Genomic DNA, 22,674 nt, shown 5'->3' with positions numbered 1-22,674 from the left:
GCGGCCGACGGCCCGTCCGCTGCCTCCGACCGGCCTCCGAATTCATCACTGAGCTTCTTCAGCGTTGCAGCTCCAGCGTGAGGACGGCCTTGGCGATTGACGCCATGCGGTTGGGACTGCATCGGGACCTGCGGAAGATCCGCCAGGACTTCAGGCTGGCGACGCCGCGTTCGACGGGTGCCCGTGTGGCGGCCAGGGCACGGTTGCGGGTCTTCTCAGTGGGGGTCAGTTCCTGCAGGGGCCTGCGTTTGATGCCCGAGGTCAGCCACGGACCGGCGCCCTGGTAGGCGAGATCGGCCACGATGGGAACGCCCTGGCGCTCGCAGATGCGGATGATCCGGTGGGTGCGGGCGGCGGTCAGGTCGTGTGTGCGGCCCGGCAGGGCGGGCGAGAGCCACAACAGCCGGCCGCCGGGATCGGTGACGACCTGCACATTCACGCCGTGGCGCCGGTGCTTGTGGGAGTAGTCGGCCCGGCCGTCACCGACCCGGCCGCACTCGGCGAGGGTTCCGTCGAGCAGGACGAAGTCGGGATCATGCTCGCGCAGCGTCCTCAGCAGACCCGGCGCACGCGCGGCGAGCAGGTCGACGACCGCGCTGATGTAGGCATGGGCGGTGGACTCGCTGATCCCGAACCCGGCGGCGATCTTCGCCAAAGTGGTGTGCTCGCGCAGGTACACCGGTGCCACCATCGCGCGCTGGGACGGACGGAGCTTGCAGCGCCGGTCGCCCTCACGGGTGACGATCAGCATGGTGGTCCACTCCACGAGTGCGTGCGGCAGGTCGATTGCGGCAGGGTGGACGACCAACGAGGCCCCCGAGCAACGTAATTGAGACGTCAGACATCTCGATCAACAGTCCGGGGGCCTCGCTCGTTTCGCTTCACGGACCGTCACCCGATCGGTGGCCACATCGAAGAAGCTCAATGATCCGCCTGAGTTTTCCCATGCTCCGCAAGCTAGCCGATGCCTCTGACAAGCCAACTTGTGCCGATGAGACGCCCGAGCAGGAGGTCGCGATGCTGCGCCGACAGATCACCGCTCCAAAGCCCACATGGCCGGACCGGGCACTGCTGGCCGCGCTCAACCGACTACTCCCCCAGGCCCTTCGCGGGCACCGGCTAGTCACCCCGCGCGCCCTGCTCGCCTGCCACCAACGCCTGATTGAACCGAAGTGAACCCAGCCGCCCTCCCCGGGACGCCCGCCGCTCCCCGACGACCTCCACGCTGGCAGGCCTCACAGACATGTTCGCGCACCGCGGCTACTGCCAAGGAGCGACCGGGACAATAAGGAGCGACCGGGACAATGACGCGGCTGTAGTCCGGCGGGCAGCAACGCACCCGCTGGAACGCTCGCCCAGGCAGCCTCGGGCTGTCCGCTTACCGGCGAGCCGGTCGACAGCGGGGGCCGAATTGGCGCTACGGACAAGGCGCGGCAGTGGCGGCTATTCGTGCCGCGGGAGTGGGCGGACGACGCCGGGCGGCGGCAGAAATCCGGGATGCCGCAAGAGGCCGGGCACCGGGAGACGCGGCGCCTGGCCCTGGAAGCCATCGATGAGCTGGCCGGGTGGGGCCTGGTGGCGCCGGTGGCGGTGGCCGACGCCGGATACGGGCAGAACGCAGACTTCCGCGACGGCCTGGACAGCCGGGACATCGGTTACGTGATGGCGATCCGCTCGGATGTGACCGTCCACCCGCGTGATGCGGTGCCCACGGCTCCTACCTGGTCCGGCAACGGCCGCAAGCCTCAGCCCCGTTACCGCGACAAGCCCTCTGCGGTGGCCGTGCTGGCTGCCCGCCACGGGCGGCAGGCCTTCACCGAGGTGACCTGGCGGGAAGGCTCCCGCGGACCGATGCGCTCGCACTTCCTGTCCCTGCGGATGCGGCCCGCCGGAGCAAAAGCCCGCCGCCTGGCCCAGGCCGCGGCCACCACGCACGAGCGGGAGACAGGAGATCACCCCACGCTGGTGGGCTGCTGATCTCCACTGTGCGCCGGATCGGGACGCGGACGGAGGAAAAGGTCACCGAGTAGCTGGCCAACGCGTTCAAGAGGGTCTCGGGCAAGGCGTCATCCTCTTCAAGCTCACCGAGACGTCGCTCGGCGCCCCCCCCCAACCCGGAGGGACGGTCCGCCAGGTCATGTTCCCGGCGGTGTCCGGGGACGAGGCCTGGAGGGCGTTCCGAGGGTCTTCGTGGTCAACTGCCTGCCCATCGGGCTCTGGTGACCGTAGGCTTCTGACCCACATGTAGCCGATTGGACTGGGGTGGCGATGGGCCGAAGGACCGTGCTCATGAGCGTGCTTGCAGGGGCGGGACTCGTGTGTGTCCCTGCCCTCTCGACGACTGAGAGTGCCCAAACCGAAGGGGGAAACGGCGGAGTGTTCACCGTGACAGGCCCCGACGGGAAGCCGCTCTCAACGCCACGCGCCCCTCGTTCTTTGCAGGAACGCAAAGAACGAGCACAGAAGGAAACGCCTGAGCAAGTCCAAAAGCGCGCCGACTACCTGCGAAAACTCAAGCGACAGAACCCTTCGGGTGGTCCCAATACTCCCTAGCGGGCCGAGGTATCTCTTTGCCAGTTCCTCCAGTTGAGTCGGCCACGAGTTTCTTTCCATAGGCACTGCGCACGTCAGCGGAATTCGAAGCTGATCATTCTGCTTGAACGCACCGAGCTCAAATTGACCCACTCGACCAGAGCATGCGGGAGGTCGAGTGCGGCAGGATCGGGAACCGACAGAGCACCTGTGCCGGTGAGGGTGAGACGTCGAGACCTCCCTCACCGGCACGGAGCGCCAGGTTCAAGCCGAGCCGGTCAAGCCGGGCCTCGCTCCGGCAGGCCCGCCCACGACAGTGAGCAGGTCCACGACGAAGATCAGTGTCGAGCCCGCCGGGATCAACGGAGAGGGTGACTGCCTGCCGTAACCAAGACGCGGGGGAACGATGATCTCGCGCCGACCGCCGACCTTCATTCCCCTCACTCCCCGGTCCCAGCCCTTGATGGCCCGGCCACCGCCCACGGCGAACTTGAACGGCCGGTCCCGCTCCCAGGAGGAGTCGAACTCTCTTCCGGACGCGAACGTGACCCCTACGTAGTGAACCTGGACGACCCTGCCCGGCAGCGCCTCAGGTCCGTCCCCAACCACGAGGTCCCGAATCGTCAACTCGGTGGGCGCATCACCCTCCGGAACCTCAATTCCAGGCTTCGCCAGTTCGCTCATCACGGTCCCATCGCTCGCCGCCGGAATCCCCGCACGGACCGGCCGGACACATGAACATTCCATGCGGCAGGCAATCACACTACCGGAATACCCCCATGCTCCGAGGCGCGCCTGCGGGTGCCGTATACCCCATCCATAATCCATAGTCCGTGATCTGCGTGTTCTTGTGAGTGGCCGAGGTTCGCCGGATGAACGTGTCAGGCTGCTGCATCGTGCTACTGCGACTTACCTACCTCGCCGTGTCGAGCGTGTTCGCCTTCACGCGGCTACTTCCGGTGAGCGAGGTTGACAAGGAGATCGAGATATTGACGCTGCGCCACCAATTGGCCGTCCTGCAGCGCCAGATCGACAGGCCGCGTATCACCGCGGCGGACCGAGCCTTCCTCGCTGCGCTCCTCCACCAGCTGCCCAGCCCAGGTCGGGGCCGTAGCGGCTGTGCAGGTCATGGGCGGGGTGCGCGTCGGGGGGGGGCAGCTCGGCGAGGATCACAGGCCCGCTGCGTCCGGCCTGCGCCTCGTGGTCGCGGCTATCCCCCTGCACGGCATGCGGGTGCCCATGCCGGAGTCCGCGTCTGCAACGCCCAGGCGCCACAGGGGGACGGGCCCGGGTCCGGGACAGCGCGTGAACTCGGTTCGGATCCGGTTCAGAGGCCAGTCGGACAGAACGGCCGGAGCAGCTGGCGAGGCTCCGGTGGTGCCGTCAACGCCAGGGAGTCAGATGGTGGTCGGCAGCGGCGATGAGTGCGTCGTCGTACGGGCACGGGGTTAGGTCACGGGCGAGCACGCTGAGCGGGCCGGGCGCCAAGAGGCGCTGACACTCATTTAAGGAGAATCTTCGCGGCTAACCGTGCCAGGAGGGCGGACTCCTCTGTGGGGCGACCTCACTTCCGAGACAGAATGGTTTGACAGCGGCTCGCCTTCACCACCCCGACCAGCTGCCTCCTCGAACCCGCTGACTTCGCCCGGCACTTCAGCGGACTCCTCAGGAGACCGACGGGACGTCTAACGATGACGAACCGCCACCCTTCACCGCCCTCATCCGCCGACGTTGCTGCCCGCTACTCACACCATCGCGAGCGGCCGAATCATCTGACCCGGCACGCCCGACCAGGACATCTCAGCAAGATCATGTGACGAGCTCTATGCGTTTCCCCGAAGCCCTCGACGCGCCAGGTTGAGAGCCACCGAGCCGAAGTCGGGTCCGATGTACTCCAGGTCAGTGGGGCTGTGCGCACCATCGCCGTAGACGTAGACGGGCGCTTCGCCTCCTTCATCCATCTGACTTGTGTCGATTGCGAAGTATCCGCCCATTCCATCTGGGCGGAAGGCGACCAAGCTGTGGGGCATGTTCATGGATTCCCTCAGGTCGAGAGTTTCCTTGACCACGCCGAGGTCCCTTCCCTCACGGATGACGATTCCATGGATTTCCTCTCCGGCGACATCGCAGTCCCCGAGCTCCCGCAGGAAATACTTGTACGACGCCGGAAATGTTGTGCCCAGCCGTTGCTCGGCATCGGCGATCTCCTCGTCCGATCGCCCTCCTGCGAAGATGGACTCCTCCGGATTGTCCATCACGAGTTGCACGAACTCTTCGGCTTCTCTAATTCCCATTCCGCATCTCCAGATACGTCTGAGCCCTTGGTGACCCGGGTGAAGTCAGTGCGCTCAGCGACGGTTTCGCCATCCGCAGCCATGCAGAGTTTGGCAGTACGGCGCCCGAGCGGATCGTAGGTGTAGTGCCATACCGTGCCGTCCGGTGTGGTGGTGGATATGAGGCGGTCCTCGGCATCCCAGGTGTATCGCCAGGTGTCCGGCTTGCGGGACAGGCGCCTTTTCTGGCGCACAGTGACGCGGCCGAGTTCGTCGTGCTCGTATCGGATGTGGCCGGCTCGGGTGATGCGGGTGCCCTCGTAGGTGCGTGTCCCCGCTGCTTGGTGGCTGGGATGGTCGGAAGGCCAGTTGGCCTGCGTCTGGTTGCCTGCTGGATCAAAGGCGTAGGTTTCTGTCCAGTCGGCGGCGTGGACTGCGGTGACTCTGCTCGCCCGGTCGAGTTCGAAGCGGCGTATGCCCGTGCGGTGGTCGTCGATTGCGAAGAGAGCGCCGTCCAGGCGGTAGGTGTAAGCGCGTTGCTGAACCAGGTGGCCACCACGGGTGCTCACCGATTGTGCCGTCAGGCGTCCCAATGCGTCGAAGGCATGATGGAGCGCGATCGTTTCATCGATGCGGCGGTCGAGTTCATTGCCTGTCAGATCATGGGTGAAGCGAATGGTGGGGCCGGAGGCGGTCAGCTGCGTGCAGTTGTCCGCCACGTCGTAGGCCCAGTTGCTGGCAGAGCCGGTGGGAGTGGTCCGTGCGACACGGCGCCCAAGGCCGTCGTAGGCGTGGGTGAGAGTGCGGCCGTTGACCGTCTCAGCCAGGACCTGGCCCAGGACGTCATACGCGTACGTCAGCGTGGATGACGGTGACGTCGCGGCGGTGAGGCGTCCCGCCACGTCGTACTCGAAACTGGTGGTGGTGTCGGCGGACTTGGTGGTGAGGTTGCCGAGTACGTCGTAGGCATAAGTGATCCGTTCACCCAATGGCGTGGTTCGGGCTGTCAGTTGGCCTGCACCGTCCAGTGCATAGCGCTGTTGTCGGCCGTCGAAGTCGGACTCGCCTGTCAGTCGTCCTGCGGCGTCGTAGGTGTAATTCCAGGTCAGGTTCTGAGGGTTGCTGACCTGGGTGGGCGCAACTCGGTGTCGTGGGTGAATTCAAAGCGTGCTCCGTCCGGGCCAGTGCGGGCAGACATAACATCGAAGTGGGTGTACTCGTAGTGGGAGACAGCACCCATGGCGTCGGTGTGGCTGGTGCAGTTGCCTTCACCGTCGTAGGTCCACGATTCGGTGGCACAGTCGGGGGCGACGCGGCGCGCCAAGCGGCCCTCGGCAGTCCATTCCTGCCGGGTCGTCGCGCCCAAGGCGTTGGTCATGGCTGTGGGTCTGCCGAATGCGTCTCGCTCGTAGCGGGTCTCTCCGCCCAGCGGGTCAGTGATCGTGAGGGGGAGCCCGGCGGCATCACAGCGGATGGTCGTGGTGTTGCCCAGCGGATTGGTTGTCCCCGTGAGGCACCCTGCGGCGTCGTAGGTGAAGCGGGTCGTCCGGCCCGCTGGATCGGTGATGGCCGTACGGTTGCCGCGCTCGTCGTACTCCTGACGCGGAACGCCTTCCCGGCCGTCGCGTCGGACCACAGGGCGAAGGCATCGTGGCAGTTGTCCCGGGAACGGCAGGTCTCCGTGACCGCCACGCCCGCCCACACCGTGACCGCGCCCGCCTGCCCGCCGTCGTACGCGAGCAGCGGCAGGGCCTCCTCCGCGTCGCCGGTGAACAGCGGGGGCTCGTACCAAGGTTGATCCATGGCGTCGACCGCCGGAAAGTAGGACATGGTCAGTAGTCCTCTTCGTGGGACCGCTCTGCCCCCCCCCCCCCCGGCGGCGGCACGACCTGCTCGGAGTCCATCGCCACACTGCGTGCCACCGAGCCGAAGACAAGCTCGGCAAAGCGCTCGATCGCCTGCGCGGGCGAGTCACTGCGGCCCGCGAGGTACGCGGCGCTCGGGTCGGCGGCGATCGACGCGAGGATGCGGGGGGCTACACGGCCATAGCTGTAGGGCACGAGCAGGGCGCTCCTGACCGCCTCGGGCCCGCGCCGGTCAGGAGCGCCCTGCTGGGGATGCTGAACCGGGAGTTCGTCGGCCTCCGCACGACCCCGCAGGTACGGCCCCGAAGGCGCCGGTGACGTGAGATGCGCCATGCCGTCTCCCGCTCCAACGATGCTCGGTAGCAGTGAAACGTGCTGGCTGCGGGTGGGCGAATCGCCCAGTCTACGTATTCACCTAGTAACGATCTCTCATTGCCTGCGCACACAGTCCTTCCCAGAATGGCCAGGAACTGCGGGTACCAGGGTCGACAAGGATGAGAATTGAAGCGAAAACTGGCGACGATCATCGCCATGGCGGGGGTTATCCTCGCGTCCATGGCCATGCCTTCCGAGGGTGCCGCCGTCCCCTCTCGACTGGGTGTCTACGTCGGGCCGGGTAAGACGGATGCCGTGAACAATTCGCGGACGTGGCTCGGGCGGTCGCAAATGGATGCTACGGACTATCTGGATCCGTCCGAGAACGACGGCTGGAATCAGTACGCGGCCAAGTACTGGGGGGACTGGAAGAAGGCCGGGGACGGTCGCCAGTTCGTGCTCGGGATGCCGATGCTGCCCAAGGGCGGAAACTTCAAGGACGCGCTCGCCGGGAAATACGACAGCCAGTTCCGGGACCTCGCCGACCTGATGGTCAGGAACGGTCTTGGCGATTCCGTGATCCGCCTCGGGTACGAAGGCAACAACAGGACGATCGGCCCGTGGCAGGGGACTGACGACCCGGCGGCCTATCGGGAGATGTTCCGCAAGGTGGTCACCCTCATGCGTGCCCGAACCGGGACGCATTTCCGCTTCGACTACAACATGGCTGTCGGCACCTCGGGCAAAGTCACATCATTCGAGACGCTGTACCCCGGCGACTCCTACGTCGACATCGTGGGTCTGAACATCTACGACGTGTGGTGGGAGCACCCGGACGCGACGCCCGCCCAGCGGTGGGACCACACCCTCACCACTCCTATGGGCGTGAACGACTTCAAGGCATTCGCCGCCGCACACCACAAGCCGAAGTCCTATCCCGAATGGGGCCTTTACGGGAGGGGCGACGCCTACATGGGCGGTGGCGACTCCCCCTACTTCATCGACCGGATGGCCGAACTGGTCAAGGACTCGACGTATCAGTCGTACTTCGACTTCGACTGGGGCGGCGGAACACTGGACGACTACCCCAAGGGCAAGGCGCAGTACAAGCTCCGCTTCGGCGGCTGAAGATCTTTAAAGGTGCCGCCGGAGGGAAGGGGTATCCCGGTGGCCGTGGGTTTACGGCCGAGGAGCGAGATCGACGTGAGCAAGTCCGGCTCGCGGCTGCTGATCTGATCGAAGCCGAACTCGAGTACGAGACAAGGGCGGAGTACCTGGAAGCCGTCGCGAACGCTCTGGAAGGCAACGTCACACTCAACGGATACGAGCGGATCGTTGAAGACGACGATCTGCGGTGGGACACCGATGCGTAACGCGCCCGCAGTTCGCTCAGTAGCCCGTAGTACTTCAGAACTGCTTCACCGCTGCTGACCAGGGATGCGTCTGATCAGAGGTCAGGCGCTCCTTCCCATCGGCGGCCCGTACGTACGGCCTTCTCCTCCATGGCTACGACGAGGAGTCAGGCAGCATCGCGCCGTGCGCGCCGTCGTGTGACTGCGCCTCGTACCCGGCAGCCTGTTGGACGAAGATCCGGTGGAGCGCGCGGGCTGCGGGCGGGACCGAACCCGAACGGCTGCGTTGAAGTACGAGCAGGATCCGTGTGGTGGCGTCGTCGATCGGGCGGTGGACGATGGCACCGGACCGTTCGAGCGGGTCGTCGATGACGCTGAAGTCCGGGAGCACCGTGGCGCCGAGGCCTTCGGCGACCATGAGTTTGCCCATCTCGGCGCCGTCGGTCGAGTACGAGAAGGACGGGGTACGGCCGGCGAGCAGCCGGTGCACGTAGCGGTGCATGAGGTAGCCGGATCGCATGACGATCAGGGGTTCGGTGAGCAGGTCGGCGACGCCGATCGTGCTCAGCGCCGCCAGTGGGCTGTCCGGACGCAGGCAGGCCACCGGGCGGCCGCTGAGGAGCGGGGTGCTGTGGAAGTCGGGCGGCAGGTCGTCGCCCTGGAGGTAGTTGACGAGCCCGAGGTCCAGGCCGCCTTCCTGGATGCCCCGGTGGATCTCTGCCTGCTGCGCGCCCACGACTTCGACCTGCGTCACCGGATGGGTCGCCCGGAACTCCCGGATGGTGGGGACCATCAGCGGAACGGTGGCCGCGTTGACCGTGCCGAGGCGCAACATCCGGGTGGTGTGGTGCTGGTCGTCGGCGGCACGGCGGAGCCGGTCGACGGCGTCCAGGATGCCGATGATGAGCGGGAGCAGTTCCCGGCCGCGCTCGCTGAGCGTCGCACCGGAGCGGCGCCGGTCAAGGACGTCGACGCCCAGTTCGCGCTCAAGGTTGCGCACCGTCTCGCTCAACGCCGGCTGGGAGAGGTGGAGTTCGTCAGCCGCCCGCCGCAGAGAGCCCAGGCGGGTCACGGCCTCGATGTACTCCAGCTGTTCGATCCGCACGGCAGTTCCACGTCCTGACCAGGGAGGGAGTAGGAGGGAGTGGCAGGTGAAAGGGAAACCCTATCAGCCCATCGTCAACGCCTACTCGACCCGGAGCGGAAGGGATGGCTAGTCTGCTGAGGCGGCACAAGCTGTTCCATCACCTGCTGAAAGCAGTTCTCATGAGCGCGCTACAGGGCTTTACGCGGAGGCGACACATCGACCTCGCCCGCGTTGCCAGCGCCTCTTGTTGTCGCGCCGCCTGAGACGCGGTCCGCTCCACCCTTTCCGATCCGTAGGCCTGTGAACCTTCCGGGCTGCGGTCGTTCGCGTTGACGTCCCCTGGTCCCTACCCGCGCCATGTGCTGCCCCGTGCCGGCACCGGGCCGGCTCAGGGCCCCGGTCCGTCCTGCGCCGTGCCGCCATTCCCCCCTTTCTCCGTACCGGGAGTCACCATGTCCATTCCCCCCTCCGCCGAACCCGTGCGCTTCGCGTACTGGGTGCCCAACGTCAGCGGCGGCCTCGTCACCAGCCGGATCGAGCAGCGCACCGACTGGGGCTACGACTACAACCGGAAGCTCGCGGTCCTCGCCGAGAACAACGGCTTCGAGTACGCCCTCAGCCAGGTCCGCTACATGGCCAGCTACGGCGCCGAGTACCAGCACGAGTCGACCAGTTTCAGCCTCGCCCTGCTGCTGGCCACCGAGCGGCTGAAGGTCATCGCGGCGGTCCACCCCGGCCTCTGGCAGCCGGGCGTGCTGGCCAAGCTCGGTGCGACGGCCGACCACCTCTCGAACGGCCGCTTCGCGGTGAACGTGGTCAGCGGTTGGTTCAAGGACGAGTTCACCGCTCTCGGCGAACCGTGGCTGGAGCACGACGAACGCTACCGCCGCTCCGAGGAGTTCATCCGCGCTCTCCGTGCGATCTGGACCGAGGACCACGTCGAGCAGGCCGGCGACTTCTACCGGATCCGTGACTTCTCGCTCAAGCCCAAACCGCTGAACACCCCTGAGCGCCCGCACCCGGAGATCTTCCAGGGCGGCAACTCCACCGCCGCGCGGGCCATGGCCGGACGCGTCTCGGACTGGTACTTCTCCAACGGCAAGGACTTCGACGGGGTCACCGAGCAGATCGCCGACGTCCACGCCTCCGCCGCGGCAGCCGGGCGCCCGGCGCCCCGGTTCGGTCTCAACGGCTTCCTGATCGCCCGTGACACCGAGGCCGAAGCCCGCGACACCCTGCGCGAGATCGTCGCCAAGGCCGACACCGACGCCGTACACGGATTCGGCGCGGCCGTCAGGCAGGCGGGTCAGGCGACCGGCGACCACAAGGGCATGTGGCAGGACTCCAGCTTCGCGGACCTGGTGCAGTACAACGACGGTTTCCGCACCGGCCTCATCGGCACCCCCGAGCAGATCGCCGAGCGCATCGTCGCCTACAAGCGGCGCGGCGTCGATCTGCTGCTGCTGGGCTTCCTGCACTACCTGGAGGAAGTCGAGTACTTCGGCAGCCGGGTGCTGCCCCTGGTCCGCGAGCTGGAGGCACAGCAGCCGACCGGCCAGGACGAGACCGCCGCCGCCTTCGTCTGACACCTCACCCTCACCACTCACTCTCACCACTCACTTCGTACGCCAGACCGACTGAGAGGACACCCATGAGCACCGCCGTCACCGCCCCCTGGAAGAACGCCCCCGCCCCGAAGGACACCGCGGGCTGGATCGAACGTGCCGCCGAGGTCGGCGCCGTCCTGGCCACCGATGCCGCCGCCCGCGACAAGGCCGGCGCAACCCCCTACGCGGAGGTCCGCCTGCTGAAGGACTCCGGCCTTGTCACCCTGCTCGGGCCGGCCGAGCACGGCGGAGCGGGCCAGGACTGGACCACGGCCTACCGTGTGGTCCGCGAGGTCGCCAAGGCCGACGGCTCGATCGGTCAACTCCTCGGCTACCACTACCTGTGGAACTGGGCCGCCCGGCTGGTCGCCACGCGCGAGCAGTGGGAGTCCGTCGAGGCCGAGGCCGCCCGCCAGCAGTGGTTCTTCGGCGGTGCGGTCAACCCGCGCGACAGCGACGTCACTGTCACCGAGGACGGCGACGACCTCGTTTTCACCGGCAGCAAGACCTTCTCCACCGGCAGCAAGGTCTCCGATGTCACCGTGCTCGAAGGGGTTCTGGAGGGCACCGACCAGCACGTCTTCGCGATCGTCCCCTCGGACAGCGAGGGGCTGACCTTCCACGACGACTGGGACAACATCGGCCAGCGGCTGACCGAGAGCGGCGGCGTCACCATCGACGGCGTCCGCACCCCGTGGGCCTCCGCCGCCGGATACGTGGACAAGGTGTTCCGGCCGCGCGTCTACAACACGCTCAACGTCCCCACCATCCAGCTCGTCTTCGTGAGCTTCTACCTGGGCATCGCCGCGGGCGCCCTGGAGACCGCCGCCACCTACACCCGTACCAAGTCGCGCTCGTGGCTGCACGGCGGTTACGAGCAGGCGGTGGACGAGCCCTACGTCCTCGACATCTACGGCGATCTGACCGCCAAGCTCTGGGCGGTCGAGGCCCTGGCCGACGCCGTCGCCCGCGAGGGCCAGCTCCTGCACGACGACCCCGACGCCGTCACCGAGCAGATCCGCGGAGAGTTCGAAGTCCGGGTGGCCGCCGTCAAGGCCCGCGCCACCGAGGTCGCCCTGGAGGTCACAGCCAAGATCTTCGAGGTCACCGGCGCCCGCGCCACCGCCTCCTCCGAGGGCCTTGACCGCTTCTGGCGCAACGTCCGCACCCACACCCTGCACGACCCGGTGGCCTACAAGCGCCGTGAGGTGGGCCGCCACGTCCTCACCGCCGAACTCCCCGAGCCCACCTGGTACTCCTGACCGCCGATCCCGCGCGGCCCCGCTCCCACCGGCGGGGCGGGGCCGCGCGGTGCCGGGAACTGCCCCGGTACCGCGCACCGACCACCGAATCGAGGACCCGTGGCCACCGTTCTCTCCGTATCCGGAAGCCCCTCCGCCACCTCCCGCACCGCCCGGCTGCTGCGCCATCTCGACGGCTGGCTCGCCGACCAGGGACACAGCGTCGTTCCGCTGGACGTCCGCACCCTGCCCCCGGAGGCCCTGCTCGGCGCCGACTTCGGCCACCCGGCCATCGTGCGGGCCGCCGAACTCTTCGCGCAGGCCGACGGGATCGTCGTCGGAACCCCGGTCTACAAAGCCTCCTACTCGGGGCTGCTCAAGTCGCTGCTCGACCTGCTGCCCCAGTACGCACTCGCCGGCAAGACCGTGCTGCCGCTGGCCACCGGCGGTTCCACGGCACACGTCCTGGCCATCGACTACGCGTTGCGGCCGGTCCTTTCCTCGATGGGTGCCGCCCACATCGTCCAGGGCTGGTTCGTCCTGGACCGGCACATCGGGCTCACCGCGGACGGGGGAATCGCACTGGAGTCCGGTACCGCGGAGTCGCTGGGCCCGATCGTGGACCAGTTCTCCGCCGCGCTCGGCCGGGGCTCCCTCCTCGCCACCACCGGCTGACCCGGCGTCGGCCCCACCACAGCCGTCCGCTCCCCCGGAGGAACACATGACCGCCCCCACCAGCACCGCGCCGACCCGCCCGGCATCCCGTGTCATCGCCGACGACGCCGAGGCGCTCGCTGTGGCCACCGGCCTGGCCGCGCAGTTCCGCGACGGCGCGGCGGAACGTGACGCCTCCCGACACCTGCCCCGTGCCGAACTCGACCTGCTCTCTGCCTCGGGCCTGCTGGCCATCACCGTTCCCGCCGAGCACGGCGGCGCCGACGTCGGCGCACAGACCCTGGCCGAGGTGTTCCGGCTGCTGGCCTCCGCGGACGCCAGTCTCGCCCAGATCCCGCAGAGCCACTTCGTCTACGTCAATGTGCTGCGTCGGCAGGGCACACCCGCACAGCAGGGGTTCTTCTTCGCGGAACTCCTGGCCGGACGCCGTTTCGGGAACGCCCAGTCGGAGGCCGGGACCAAGCATGTCCAGGACATCCGCACCCGGCTGACCCGGGTCTCGGACGATGCCTTCCGGATCGACGGCGTCAAGCAGTACTCCACCGGCGCGCTCTTCGCCGACTGGATCCCGGTTCTGGCCCGGGCCGAGGACGACACCCTGCAGGTCGCCTACGTCGCTGCCGACGCGGCAGGGGTGAGTGTCGTCGACGACTGGGCGGGCATGGGCCAGCGCACCACCGCCAGCGGGACCGTGCGCCTGGACTCCGTCACCGTGTCCGCCGACCGGATCGTCCCGCACCATCTGACGTTCACCGGTCCCCAACTGCACGGCGCGGTGGCCCAGTTGCTGCATGCCGCGATCGACGTCGGCATCGCCGCCGGGGCTCTGTCCGAGGCGGTCGCCTTCGTACGGACCAAGAGCCGTCCCTGGTTCGAGAGCGGCTTCGACACCGCGGCCGAGGACCCACTCCTGATCCAGCGCTTCAGAGAACTGTCCGTCCGGCTACGAGCGGCGGAGGCGCTGCTTTCCGTAGCCGCGCGAGCCGTGGACGAAGCAGCGGCCGACCTCACCGACGACACGGCCGCCGAGGCCTCGGTAGCCGTCGCGGCGGCCAAGGCCTTCGCCGGCGAAGCAGCCGTGGAGCTCGGCAGCGCCCTGTTCGAGGTCTCCGGCACCCGTGCCGTACTCGACTCCCTCAACCTCAACCGGCACTGGCGCGACGCGCGTACCCACACCCTGCACGACCCGGCCCGCTGGAAGATCCAGCACATCGGCCGCTACGTCCTCAACGGCACCAGGCCACCTCGCCACGGCCTGCTCTGAACCCACCTATACGCCACCCACCTATACGGCTCCACCCACCACCCTCCAACCCCACCGCGACAAGTCCCCACCTCGCCAACCCCATCACCCATCACCCGGGAGTCCCCGATGGCCCTGACCTTCCACTGGTTCCTGCCCACCTACGGCGACAGCCGTCACGTCGTGGGCGGGGGCCACGGGCTTCCGGCAGGGAGCGCCGGCGGCGACCGACCGGCCACACTCGGCTACCTCACCCAGATCGCCCGCGCCGCCGAGCACCTCGGATTCGTCGGGGCGCTCACCCCCACCGGCGCCTGGTGCGAGGACGCCTGGCTCACCACCGCGATGCTCGCCCGGGAGACCGAACGGCTCAAGTTCCTGGTCGCCTTCCGCCCCGGGTTCGTCTCCCCGACCCTGGGCGCGCAGATGGCGGCGACGTTCCAACGGCACACCGGCGGACGGCTGCTCCTGAACGTCGTCACCGGCGGCGAGAGCCAGGAACAGCGGGCCTACGGCGACTTCCTGGACAAGGATGCCCGCTACGCCCGTACTGGCGAGTTCCTGCAGATCGTGCGGGACCTGTGGCAGGGAAAGACCGTCGACCTGCACGGCAAGCACCTCCGGGTGGAGGGCGCGCAGCTGGGACGTCTGCCCGACCCCGTGCCCGAGATCTACTTCGGCGGGTCCTCGACCGCCGCGGGCGACGTGGCGGCCGAGCACAGCGACGTCTACCTGACGTGGGGCGAGCCGCCAGCGGCCGTCGCCGAGAAGATCGCCTGGGTCCGGAGCCTCGCCGCCGCCAAGGGGCGCACCGTGCGTTTCGGGATCAGACTCCATGTCATCACCCGCGACACCTCCCAGCAGGCATGGGCCGAGGCCGAACGCCTCTTGCAGGGTTTCGACCCCGCAGCCGTACGCGCCATCCAGGCCGGCCTGGCCCGCAGTGAGTCCGAGGGCCAGCGCCGGATGCTGGACCTCCACCACGGAAGCAGCTCCGACCTGGAGATCTCGCCCAACCTCTGGGCCGGTATCGGCCTGGTACGGGGCGGTGCGGGCACGGCGCTGGTCGGGAGCCACACCGAGGTCGCCGAGCGGATCGCCGAGTACCACCGGCTGGGCATCGACGAGTTCATCCTCTCCGGCCACCCGCACATCGAGGAGGCGTACTGGTTCGGCGAAGGCGTCCTGCCCGCCCTCGGGTCCCAGGGGCTGTGGACCCACCCCGCCGGAGCCACGGAATCCCCGGGAACCGCCGTGCCCTTCGCGGACGTGAGTGCGGTCGGTCGAGATCCTCGCCAGCCCGGCTCTTCGCCGATCCGCGGCACGACCGGCCGGTGACTGGGACGAGGATTACGTCCCGGACCAAGTAGCCACGAGACGCCAGGAGGGTGTTCAACTGCCGTCGTATCCGCGGTTGAACACCCTGTTGGCATGTTCAAGTGTTCAGTACGCACATTGATCCGCAGACCTTCCTGGATCAGTCTTTTCCATGTCGCCGCCGGTCAGAGATCGCGGGCACTGCTTCGGTTTGGCAGCGGAGAATTTCCCTCTTCTTCCTGAGCGGCCGGCGGCGGATGTGTGAAATGAGTGATCCTCACTTGGAAGGAATTCTGTTGTGACTGTCGTTGAGACCGGCGTAGACAGCGTCGCCATCGCCCGTTCCGCTGCTCGGCAGCTCCTTGAGGCGGCAAACCAGCCGGGTGACTACGTCAACCGCGACAAGATCGCGGAGATCGACGGGATCCTGGCCCGTAACCGGAGCAATGTCAGCGCGGCTCTCAGCACTGCGAAAAGGCAGTACTCGATGGAGCACTATGCGCGTACCACGGCGCTGCTTCCCGCGGAGCTCGTCTCCCTCCTGCGCGCCGAGGCCCGCAAACTGGCCGACACCAACACCCGCCGGATCGACATCACCGTGCCGGTGACGGGCAATACTCCGCGCCGCCTGGGCAGCCTGCCCAACCCGCTCTTCCAGGAGCACAGCGAGCTGTTCACGGCCCTGTACAACTCGACGGAGTTCCGGGCCCTGCTGTCCACCGTGGTGCAGACCCCGATCCTGGACGCCACCTTCGAGGACGAGAAGATCACCGGTACTCACCAGAACCGGGCAGGCGACACCCACGGCTGGCACTGGGGCGACCACGAGTTCGCCTTCATCTTCATCTCCGAGGCGCCGTCCATCGAGCACGGAGGCATGCTGCAGTCCTGCCCCCACACGGAGTGGGACAAGAACGACCCGGCCGTCAACCAGAAGCTGTCCGAGGGCACCGTGCGCACCTACTACCACGGTGCCGGTGAGTCCTACGTCTTCAAGACGGACACCAGCCTGCACCGCACCGTCCCGATCGAGACCGAGGGTGTGGAGCGCATCATCATCAACCTCACCTTCGCCAGCCTGCGCGACTGGCTCGAGGAGAAGTCCTACGAGACGACGAACGCCGTCTACACCGACTGAGCACCGTGACCTGGTCGCCCGTACGCGACCTCGTCGATGAGACCGACGGGTGGCCGCCCGGAGAAGGGGGCGGCCACCCGCGTCATGTCTGCATCTCATCAGCGGCCTGCATACAGGTCAGCTGCTGTTGCTCAGGAGGAATAGATGGCACTGGACAACGTCCTGCCCCTGGAGGCGGTGGTGTTGGTCGACCTGGCCATCGTGCTGGTGGCCGGCACGCTGGTGGCCGGAGTGATACGTCGCTTCCACCAGCCTCCCGTCATTGCTGAAATCGCTCTCGGTCTGGCCTTGGGCCCCAGCCTGCTGGGCCTGTTGCCCGGCGATCTGCCCGCAGTGCTCTTCCCGGAGAGCGCCCGCCCCGTTCTTTCGGTGGTGGCCCAGATCGGGCTGGTGCTCTTCATGTTCCACGCCGGCTGGGAGCTTGAGCTGGGGCGGCTGCGCGGCCGCGGCCGGGCCTTGACCTCGCTCGCCGCCTCGGCCATGGCCGTTCCCTTCGCGCTGGGGGGTGTCGCCGCGGCCCTGCTGTACACCGATGCACCGCACGGAGTCGGCAAGGCGGAGTTCGTGCTCTACCTGGCCACCGCGTTCTCCATCACGGCCTTTCCCGTACTGGCCCGCATCATCCGCGACAGCCGGCTGTCCCATACCCGCGTGGGCGTACTGTCCATGGCCTGCGCCGCGCTCGGCGATGTCGCTGCCTGGTGCGTACTGGTACTGGTGATCGCCGTCGCCGGGGCGGGCGGAGCGGTCGAGTTCGGCACCACGCTTGGTCTGACCGTTGCTTTCGGCCTGGTCATGGCGACCCTGGTCCGGCCACTGCTGCGGAGGCTGGTGGACCGGTTCGAGGCCGCCCCGACGACCCTGCTGCTCAGCGTCGTCGCCCCCGGCATCTTCCTGTCCTCGGTGGCCACCACCTGGATCGGGATCCACGCGATCTTCGGCGCCTTCGCCTTCGGCCTGGCGATGCCGCGGCAGCTGCCCCCGCGGGTGGCGACGAACGTGGTGGCTCCGGTGGAGAAGATGACCGGCCTGCTCCTGCCGGTGTTCTTCGTGATCACCGGACTCTCGGTGGACGTGACAGTTCTGGGAGGAACAGGAGTGGGCTTCCTCGCCCTGGCCCTGGCCGCCGCGGTGATCGGGAAGTTCGTGGGAACCACGCTGCCGGCCCGGCTGTGGGGGATGCCCTGGCGTGAGGCCGGCGCGTTCGGAGCCCTCATGAATACGCGAGGGCTGACCGAGATCGTGGTGCTGGGAATCGGCCGCGACATGGGACTCATCGGAGACCAGCTCTTCACCGTCATGGTGCTGATGGCGCTGGTGACCACCGCCATGGCCGGACCGCTTCTGAAGATCCTGCGTGTCCAGGAATCCGGCACGCCCCCGGCGGAGTTCCCCGCGGTCGCCAAGACGCCCGTGGCCCAACCCGTGGCCGGGTGAGGCGCCATGACGGTCAGCCGGCACCTCGGATACCACCGCGTCTCGGACGAGGCGCTCATGATCATCGCGGGCTGCCGCCCGCTGCGGGCGGTGCGTGGACGCCATCGGATCGACCGGCTCCTAGGCGAACTCACCACCGGCGACCCCCAAGCGGTGCTCAGCCGCTGGGCACACCCAGACACTCCGGCCGATCAGGAGACGCCATGACAGACACCGGCCAAGCCGCCGATCCCGTGCCGCCCGCCGACCCGGGCAACTGCACCGAGGACCACCGCTGTGAGCCCCGCTCCAGCAACCGCTCGGTCCTGAGCGGCGAATTCGGCCCCGAGCAGGACAACAGGTCCGGTTGGCAAGGCGTCTGATCCTCGCGAGGAGAGCTATGAGAACCGTAAGCAATGGATACCGGATCGACGGCAACTCTCTACACCTGGCCAAGTACATGGCAGAGGCCGAGATAAAGGACCTGGTCCGCTGGTCCTGCCTCAAGGACGAAATAAGGATAGAGCTGGAAAGAATCTCGGTGCGCGTCTCGCAGGCCAGCCTTGAAGACTCCGGTGTTCTCCACTTCCATGCCGACCATGAAGGCCCCGCAAAGGCGCGCACCTGGGTTCGCTCGATCGGCCGGACCATCTCCGCCCGGGAAATCGCCACCCTCATCATTTCCGATGTGGAAGCGATACGCCGCGAATTCCGCCTGCTCGAAAAATGATTGGGCGGACATGAACATCTCCGAGTCCTCATCACCACGACAGGAACCATCATGACGACAATTCTCTTCGGCAAGGAAAGCGCCTGCACCGAGGACCCCAACGGGTTCGACCGCCGGACCGTCCTCGTCCCCGCCGACGTACGCGCGTACCGCGGCGCCGGTTTCGACGTCGTGGTCCAGGCAGGCCTGGGCGAGGGCATCGGCTACCTCGACAATCAGTACGAGATGGAGGGAGCACGCGTCGAAGCCGGCCCGGGCTGTTATGCGGGCAAGGACATCATCGTCAAGCTCAAGGGCGCTGAAGCCGCCGAGATGGCCCAGATGACCCCGGGCGCCGTCATGCTCACCATGGCCCACCTGTACTGCTTCCCCGACCGGACCCAGCAACTCGCGGCCCGTCAGGCCAAGGTCATCGCCATGGAAGGTGTCCAGAAGACGGCCACCCCGACGGCCGCCTATCTCGACGGCATCCGCGCAGGAGCCCGCGTCGACATCAGCGGCCTCGGCGACAACCCCCACGTACACGTCGCCCGGTCGGCGGACCAGGACTACCTCAACGGCCTGCTGCGCGCCCTGATGCGCCGCACCCGAGGGCCGTTGCATGTCAACTTCCTCGAGAACCTCGACAACAGCCCCGTTCCGCAGGCCAGTTCCCACCTCGCCGTCACCGTCTCCGGCATCTTCCTGCGCGACGCGGACGGCGACCTGCACGACCTGACCGGCGCCACCCCCGGTGACGACGAAGAGCGCCTCGTCAAGGACGAGTTCAACCGTTCCACCCGTGCCGTCGGCCAGACCCGGGAAGTGGGCATCGGCGCCACCCGATACGCACTTGGCCTCCACGCCCGCCTCCACGACGGCGTGCCCCGCGCCGCGGTCCTCGGATATGGAAACGTATCCATGGGCGCCTTCGAACAACTGCGTACCGCCGCTGTCCCGTTCAGCATCCTGGGCCGCGCGCAGACCGCAGCGGACGCCCTGCCCGCCTGGCTGGAACGCAGCGACCTCATCATCAATGGCGCGGAGACACCCGGCAGCAGCGACTACATCATCACCAACCAGCAGGTCGACGAGCACGTCAAGGAGGGCTCCCTGATCATTGATCTGATCGGTGGATCACCCTTCCGCCGCTCGCCCGTCGAGCGATTCGAGTGGACCACCTTCATGCCCGACATCCACATGGAGAAGGACGGGCGCTACTACGCCGGTCTGTGGGCCTGGGACATGTACTACTCCATGCACGACACCACGGCGAACTACAGCCGCATGATCAAGGACGTACTGGCCCTTGACCGCTACGTCGACAACCCGGACCTGTTCGTCGCCGACCACGCCTACGCGCAGCAGCTGGGGGACTGATGCAGAGCACCGCCATCGCTCTCGTCCGGCACCCGCTGACGCAGTTCGGCTACGAGAACACACCGGCAGACACCGACGTATGGCTGCTGTGCCATCCGACCAAGAGCCAGATCAGCCACACCTACGCCGGCGCCGATCCCTCCCATGTGCGGATCTACAGCCACTACGAGACCAACGACCTGGTGGACTACGACGCCGCCTCCATCATCGAGAGCAGCGACTGCCGCGGCATCATCGCGCTCTCCGAGGTCGACATGCTCAGAGCGGCACAACTGCGCACGCGCTACGACTTGCCCGGCCTGAAGTACGACACGGCCCGCCTCTTCCGGGACAAGGCCCTCATGAAGGAAACACTGCGCGAGGCAGGTTTCAGGGTCCCCGACTTCCGAACGGTCGACAACGGTCTCGACCTGATGGCCGCGGCACAGACCTACGGCTACCCCTTCGTCCTCAAGCCCCGCATGGGCGGCGGGTCCATCGGCGCCACGGTCATCCGCGATGCCGAGGATCTGCGCCGCCACCTCTCCGAAGGCCTGCGTCCGAACTTCTACACGCCCGCCTGCCTGGAGGCCGAGGAGTTCGTCAGCGGCGACCTGTACCACGTGGACGGCCTGGTCATCGACGGGCGGGTCCAGTTGGACAGCGTCAGCCGCTACCGGTCCGACATCCTGGACTTCTCCACCGCCGTCTCCACCCGGATGATCGACCAGACCTCCACACTGGCCGGCCAGTTGACCACGTTCACTCACGGAGTCATCGCCGAACTGGGCCTGCTCCAGCCCGACATCCACAGCTACTTCCACTGCGAGGTGTTCCACGGAGCCGACGGACTGGTGCTGTGCGAGGTCGCAGCCCGCCCCGGCGGCCTGGGCATCGTCGACCAGGTGGACGCGCACTTCGGCGTCAACACCTTCGAGCTGCTGCTGGCCGCGACGCTCGGACGGCGACTGCCCACCCCCCGCCTCGCGGAGAACCGTACGCTCGTCGGTTGGGTGGGAATCCCCAAGTCCTGTGACCCGCAAGTCGTACGTGCCCACGTGCCCGAGGCCAACCTGGTCGGCGAACGCATGCACCGCACGGCCATGGTTGGCCGGCAGACGTCCTCCGTCGACCTGGACGGGTTCGTTCTCATGCGCGCCGACACCGAGGAGGAACTCGACGGCCTTCTGCGCAGCGGCGTCGAACGTGTCGCGGCCGCCGTCCGCCCCGATGTCGACCCCACACAGCAGTCGGTGCCGGCGTGAGTACCGCTGACACCCGCCAGACCGTCCTGGTCGTCACCGGGTACGACCTCGACGCGGTTCCCGTCGTGGACTGGCTTGCCGACCGCTACCGGATCCTGCTCATCGCTTTCCGCGACGCCGCGGGACAGCGCCACGGAGGACTCGCCCGGGCAGTCGACTCCTGTGCCGCATGGGCATGGATCGATGACGCCTTCAACAACTGGGAGACCTTCGAGCAGGCGCGCGGCTGGCACGCACAACACCACATCGATCACGTGGTCTGTCTCGACGAGTTCGGCCTCATCGCCGCGGCTCAGCTGCGCCGCGTCCTGGGCGTCAGGTCGGGGCAGCAGCTCGATTCAGCTCTCAGCTACCGGCTCAAGCCTCGCATGTACGAGGCGGTCGCGGACCGGGTTCGTGTCCCGCGATGGCGGTCGGCGGCCACGGCGTTCGAGGTCCTGCAGGCCGTCGACGACCTGGAGTTGCCGCTCGTCATCAAGCCCGTGGACGGTGCGGCATCCGTCGACACCCACGTACTGCACACCCGGCAGGATCTCGACGCGTGGCTGCGCGCCCGCCCCTGGTCCTGGCCCGCGCCGCTGATCGTCCAACGCTTCATCGCAGGCCGCATGTACCACGTGGACGGGCTGACCCTGAATGGCATCACCCACGCCGCCACCGTCTCCGCCTACGGCTCGCATCCCGGCGCCCACCGCACCGATCGGTATCTGACGTCGGCCATGCTCGATCCGGACGAGCCGCTGCACGCCGTGCTGCTCGACCAGGTGGGCCGAGCTCTCGCATCGCTGCCGGACACCGGTGGCAGCAGCTTCCACGCGGAGTTCTTCGTCACTCCCGGAGGGGAGGTGTACTTCTGCGAGATCGCCGGCCGCACCGGCGGATCCGGCATCCGCAAGGCCCACGAACGGGCGACCGGCATCCACCTGGTCAGAGCCCACGCACTCCTGCAATGCGGCCTCCCTCTCCAGGAGGCAGCCCCGGAAGCCGAACAGGGCACGCTGCGACGCCGCACGGGCTGGTACATCCGATACGCCGCGCCCGGCAGGCTCCTGGCCCTGCCCACCGACTGCGGCATGGACGGCGTTCACGACTACAGCGTCCTTGCCCGGCCCGGAAGCATCAGCGGCGGAGCGACCTCCAGCGTCGACGCGGTCCAGCAGTTCATCGTCGAGGCCGACAGCGACGACGCCTTCGCCAAGACCTACCAGGCCATCAGCGACTGGTGCGACGACCACCGCATCAGCACCACCCCCGCCTGACGACATGCCGCTGCCCGGGGT

23 protein-coding genes and 1 pseudogene are annotated in these 22,674 nt (G+C 67.6%); 17 read left to right on the top strand and 7 right to left on the bottom strand.

The annotated features are described in order from the left end of the window. Positions 1–58: 58 nt before the first annotated feature. Positions 59–808, bottom strand: coding sequence for a transposase family protein (locus ACGFX9_RS37915; protein ID WP_393484359.1), 750 nt, complete (start codon positions 806–808; stop codon positions 59–61). A gap of 116 nt (positions 809–924) precedes the next feature. Here ACGFX9_RS37915 and ACGFX9_RS37910 point away from each other — a divergent pair, with 116 nt between their 5' ends. Continuing rightward, a complete protein-coding gene (locus ACGFX9_RS37910) occupies positions 925–1,176 on the top strand; it encodes a hypothetical protein (protein ID WP_393484357.1) in 252 nt (83 codons plus the stop codon). Between the two features lie 258 nt (positions 1,177–1,434). Next, positions 1,435–1,929, top strand: a pseudogene (locus ACGFX9_RS37905) (transposase); the annotation flags it as partial. A gap of 867 nt (positions 1,930–2,796) precedes the next feature. Here ACGFX9_RS37905 and ACGFX9_RS37900 read toward each other — a convergent pair. The 5 genes from ACGFX9_RS37900 to ACGFX9_RS37880 all read right to left on the bottom strand — a co-directional run bounded on the left by ACGFX9_RS37900 (position 2,797) and on the right by ACGFX9_RS37880 (position 7,003). Then, the gene (locus ACGFX9_RS37900) at positions 2,797–3,216 is read right to left on the bottom strand and encodes an FKBP-type peptidyl-prolyl cis-trans isomerase (protein WP_393484355.1); all 420 of its coding nucleotides are present in this window, start codon (positions 3,214–3,216) and stop codon (positions 2,797–2,799) included. Positions 3,217–4,355: 1,139 nt separating this feature from the next. Then, the gene (locus ACGFX9_RS37895; RefSeq protein ID WP_393484353.1) at positions 4,356–4,826 is read right to left on the bottom strand and encodes an SMI1/KNR4 family protein; all 471 of its coding nucleotides are present in this window, start codon (positions 4,824–4,826) and stop codon (positions 4,356–4,358) included. Continuing rightward, positions 4,787–5,794, bottom strand: a complete 1,008-nt coding sequence (locus ACGFX9_RS37890; RefSeq protein WP_393484351.1) for a hypothetical protein — start codon at positions 5,792–5,794, stop codon at positions 4,787–4,789. The genes ACGFX9_RS37895 and ACGFX9_RS37890 overlap by 40 nt, the downstream gene beginning before the upstream one ends. A gap of 116 nt (positions 5,795–5,910) precedes the next feature. Further along, positions 5,911–6,441 carry a hypothetical protein gene (locus tag ACGFX9_RS37885; protein WP_393484349.1) on the bottom strand — a complete coding sequence of 177 codons (531 nt, stop codon included), beginning with the start codon at positions 6,439–6,441 and terminating at the stop codon, positions 5,911–5,913. 196 nt (positions 6,442–6,637) lie between these two features. Further along, entirely contained in the window at positions 6,638–7,003 is a 366-nt protein-coding gene (locus ACGFX9_RS37880; protein ID WP_393484347.1) for a hypothetical protein, read from the bottom strand. A gap of 333 nt (positions 7,004–7,336) precedes the next feature. Between ACGFX9_RS37880 and ACGFX9_RS37875 the strand changes: the two genes are divergently transcribed. Next, a complete protein-coding gene (locus ACGFX9_RS37875) occupies positions 7,337–8,113 on the top strand; it encodes a glycosyl hydrolase (RefSeq protein ID WP_393484345.1) in 777 nt (258 codons plus the stop codon). A 378-nt stretch (positions 8,114–8,491) separates the two neighbouring features. Here the strand turns inward: ACGFX9_RS37875 and ACGFX9_RS37870 are convergent, their stop codons facing one another. Beyond that, on the bottom strand, positions 8,492–9,442 hold the full coding sequence (locus tag ACGFX9_RS37870) for a LysR family transcriptional regulator (protein WP_393484343.1): 951 nt from the start codon (positions 9,440–9,442) through the stop codon (positions 8,492–8,494). Positions 9,443–9,546: 104 nt separating this feature from the next. Between ACGFX9_RS37870 and ACGFX9_RS37865 the strand changes: the two genes are divergently transcribed. The 14 genes from ACGFX9_RS37865 to ACGFX9_RS37800 all read left to right on the top strand — a co-directional run bounded on the left by ACGFX9_RS37865 (position 9,547) and on the right by ACGFX9_RS37800 (position 22,653). Continuing rightward, entirely contained in the window at positions 9,547–9,687 is a 141-nt protein-coding gene (locus ACGFX9_RS37865; RefSeq protein WP_393484340.1) for a putative leader peptide, read from the top strand. A 189-nt stretch (positions 9,688–9,876) separates the two neighbouring features. Further along, entirely contained in the window at positions 9,877–11,010 is a 1,134-nt protein-coding gene (gene sfnG, locus ACGFX9_RS37860) for a dimethylsulfone monooxygenase SfnG (RefSeq protein ID WP_393484337.1), read from the top strand. A 65-nt stretch (positions 11,011–11,075) separates the two neighbouring features. Beyond that, positions 11,076–12,293, top strand: coding sequence for an acyl-CoA dehydrogenase family protein (locus ACGFX9_RS37855; RefSeq protein WP_393484336.1), 1,218 nt, complete (start codon positions 11,076–11,078; stop codon positions 12,291–12,293). Positions 12,294–12,392: 99 nt separating this feature from the next. Further along, positions 12,393–12,947, top strand: a complete 555-nt coding sequence (gene ssuE / locus ACGFX9_RS37850; RefSeq protein WP_393484333.1) for an NADPH-dependent FMN reductase — start codon at positions 12,393–12,395, stop codon at positions 12,945–12,947. 46 nt (positions 12,948–12,993) lie between these two features. Continuing rightward, positions 12,994–14,211, top strand: a complete 1,218-nt coding sequence (locus ACGFX9_RS37845) for an SfnB family sulfur acquisition oxidoreductase (RefSeq protein ID WP_393484331.1) — start codon at positions 12,994–12,996, stop codon at positions 14,209–14,211. 108 nt (positions 14,212–14,319) lie between these two features. Continuing rightward, positions 14,320–15,528 (top strand): LLM class flavin-dependent oxidoreductase, encoded by a 1,209-nt coding sequence (locus ACGFX9_RS37840; RefSeq protein WP_393484329.1) that lies wholly within the window; start codon positions 14,320–14,322, stop codon positions 15,526–15,528. Positions 15,529–15,805: 277 nt separating this feature from the next. Beyond that, complete coding sequence (locus ACGFX9_RS37835) at positions 15,806–16,645, top strand: hypothetical protein (RefSeq protein WP_393484327.1); 840 nt, start codon at positions 15,806–15,808, stop codon at positions 16,643–16,645. Positions 16,646–16,789: 144 nt separating this feature from the next. Continuing rightward, a complete protein-coding gene (locus ACGFX9_RS37830; protein WP_393484325.1) occupies positions 16,790–18,082 on the top strand; it encodes a cation:proton antiporter in 1,293 nt (430 codons plus the stop codon). Positions 18,083–18,088: 6 nt separating this feature from the next. Continuing rightward, positions 18,089–18,289: a hypothetical protein gene (locus ACGFX9_RS37825; protein WP_393484323.1), complete on the top strand. Its 201-nt coding sequence runs from the start codon at positions 18,089–18,091 to the stop codon at positions 18,287–18,289. Further along, complete coding sequence (locus ACGFX9_RS37820) at positions 18,286–18,444, top strand: hypothetical protein (protein ID WP_393484321.1); 159 nt, start codon at positions 18,286–18,288, stop codon at positions 18,442–18,444. The genes ACGFX9_RS37825 and ACGFX9_RS37820 overlap by 4 nt, the downstream gene beginning before the upstream one ends. A gap of 17 nt (positions 18,445–18,461) precedes the next feature. Further along, the gene (locus ACGFX9_RS37815; protein WP_393484318.1) at positions 18,462–18,791 is read left to right on the top strand and encodes a hypothetical protein; all 330 of its coding nucleotides are present in this window, start codon (positions 18,462–18,464) and stop codon (positions 18,789–18,791) included. Between the two features lie 51 nt (positions 18,792–18,842). Beyond that, the gene (locus ACGFX9_RS37810; protein WP_393484315.1) at positions 18,843–20,150 is read left to right on the top strand and encodes a hypothetical protein; all 1,308 of its coding nucleotides are present in this window, start codon (positions 18,843–18,845) and stop codon (positions 20,148–20,150) included. After that, a complete protein-coding gene (locus ACGFX9_RS37805; RefSeq protein ID WP_393484312.1) occupies positions 20,150–21,394 on the top strand; it encodes an acetyl-CoA carboxylase biotin carboxylase subunit family protein in 1,245 nt (414 codons plus the stop codon). The genes ACGFX9_RS37810 and ACGFX9_RS37805 overlap by 1 nt, the downstream gene beginning before the upstream one ends. Beyond that, positions 21,391–22,653 (top strand): acetyl-CoA carboxylase biotin carboxylase subunit family protein, encoded by a 1,263-nt coding sequence (locus tag ACGFX9_RS37800; RefSeq protein WP_393484309.1) that lies wholly within the window; start codon positions 21,391–21,393, stop codon positions 22,651–22,653. Before ACGFX9_RS37805 ends, ACGFX9_RS37800 begins: the two co-directional genes overlap by 4 nt. Positions 22,654–22,674 lie beyond the last annotated feature (21 nt).

This window comes from Streptomyces sp. NPDC048436, from assembly GCF_043200355.1.
Lineage (GTDB): Bacteria > Actinomycetota > Actinomycetes > Streptomycetales > Streptomycetaceae > Streptomyces.
The sequence above is the reverse complement of the archived record's forward strand: the minus strand, read 5'-3'. Positions and strand labels throughout refer to the sequence as shown.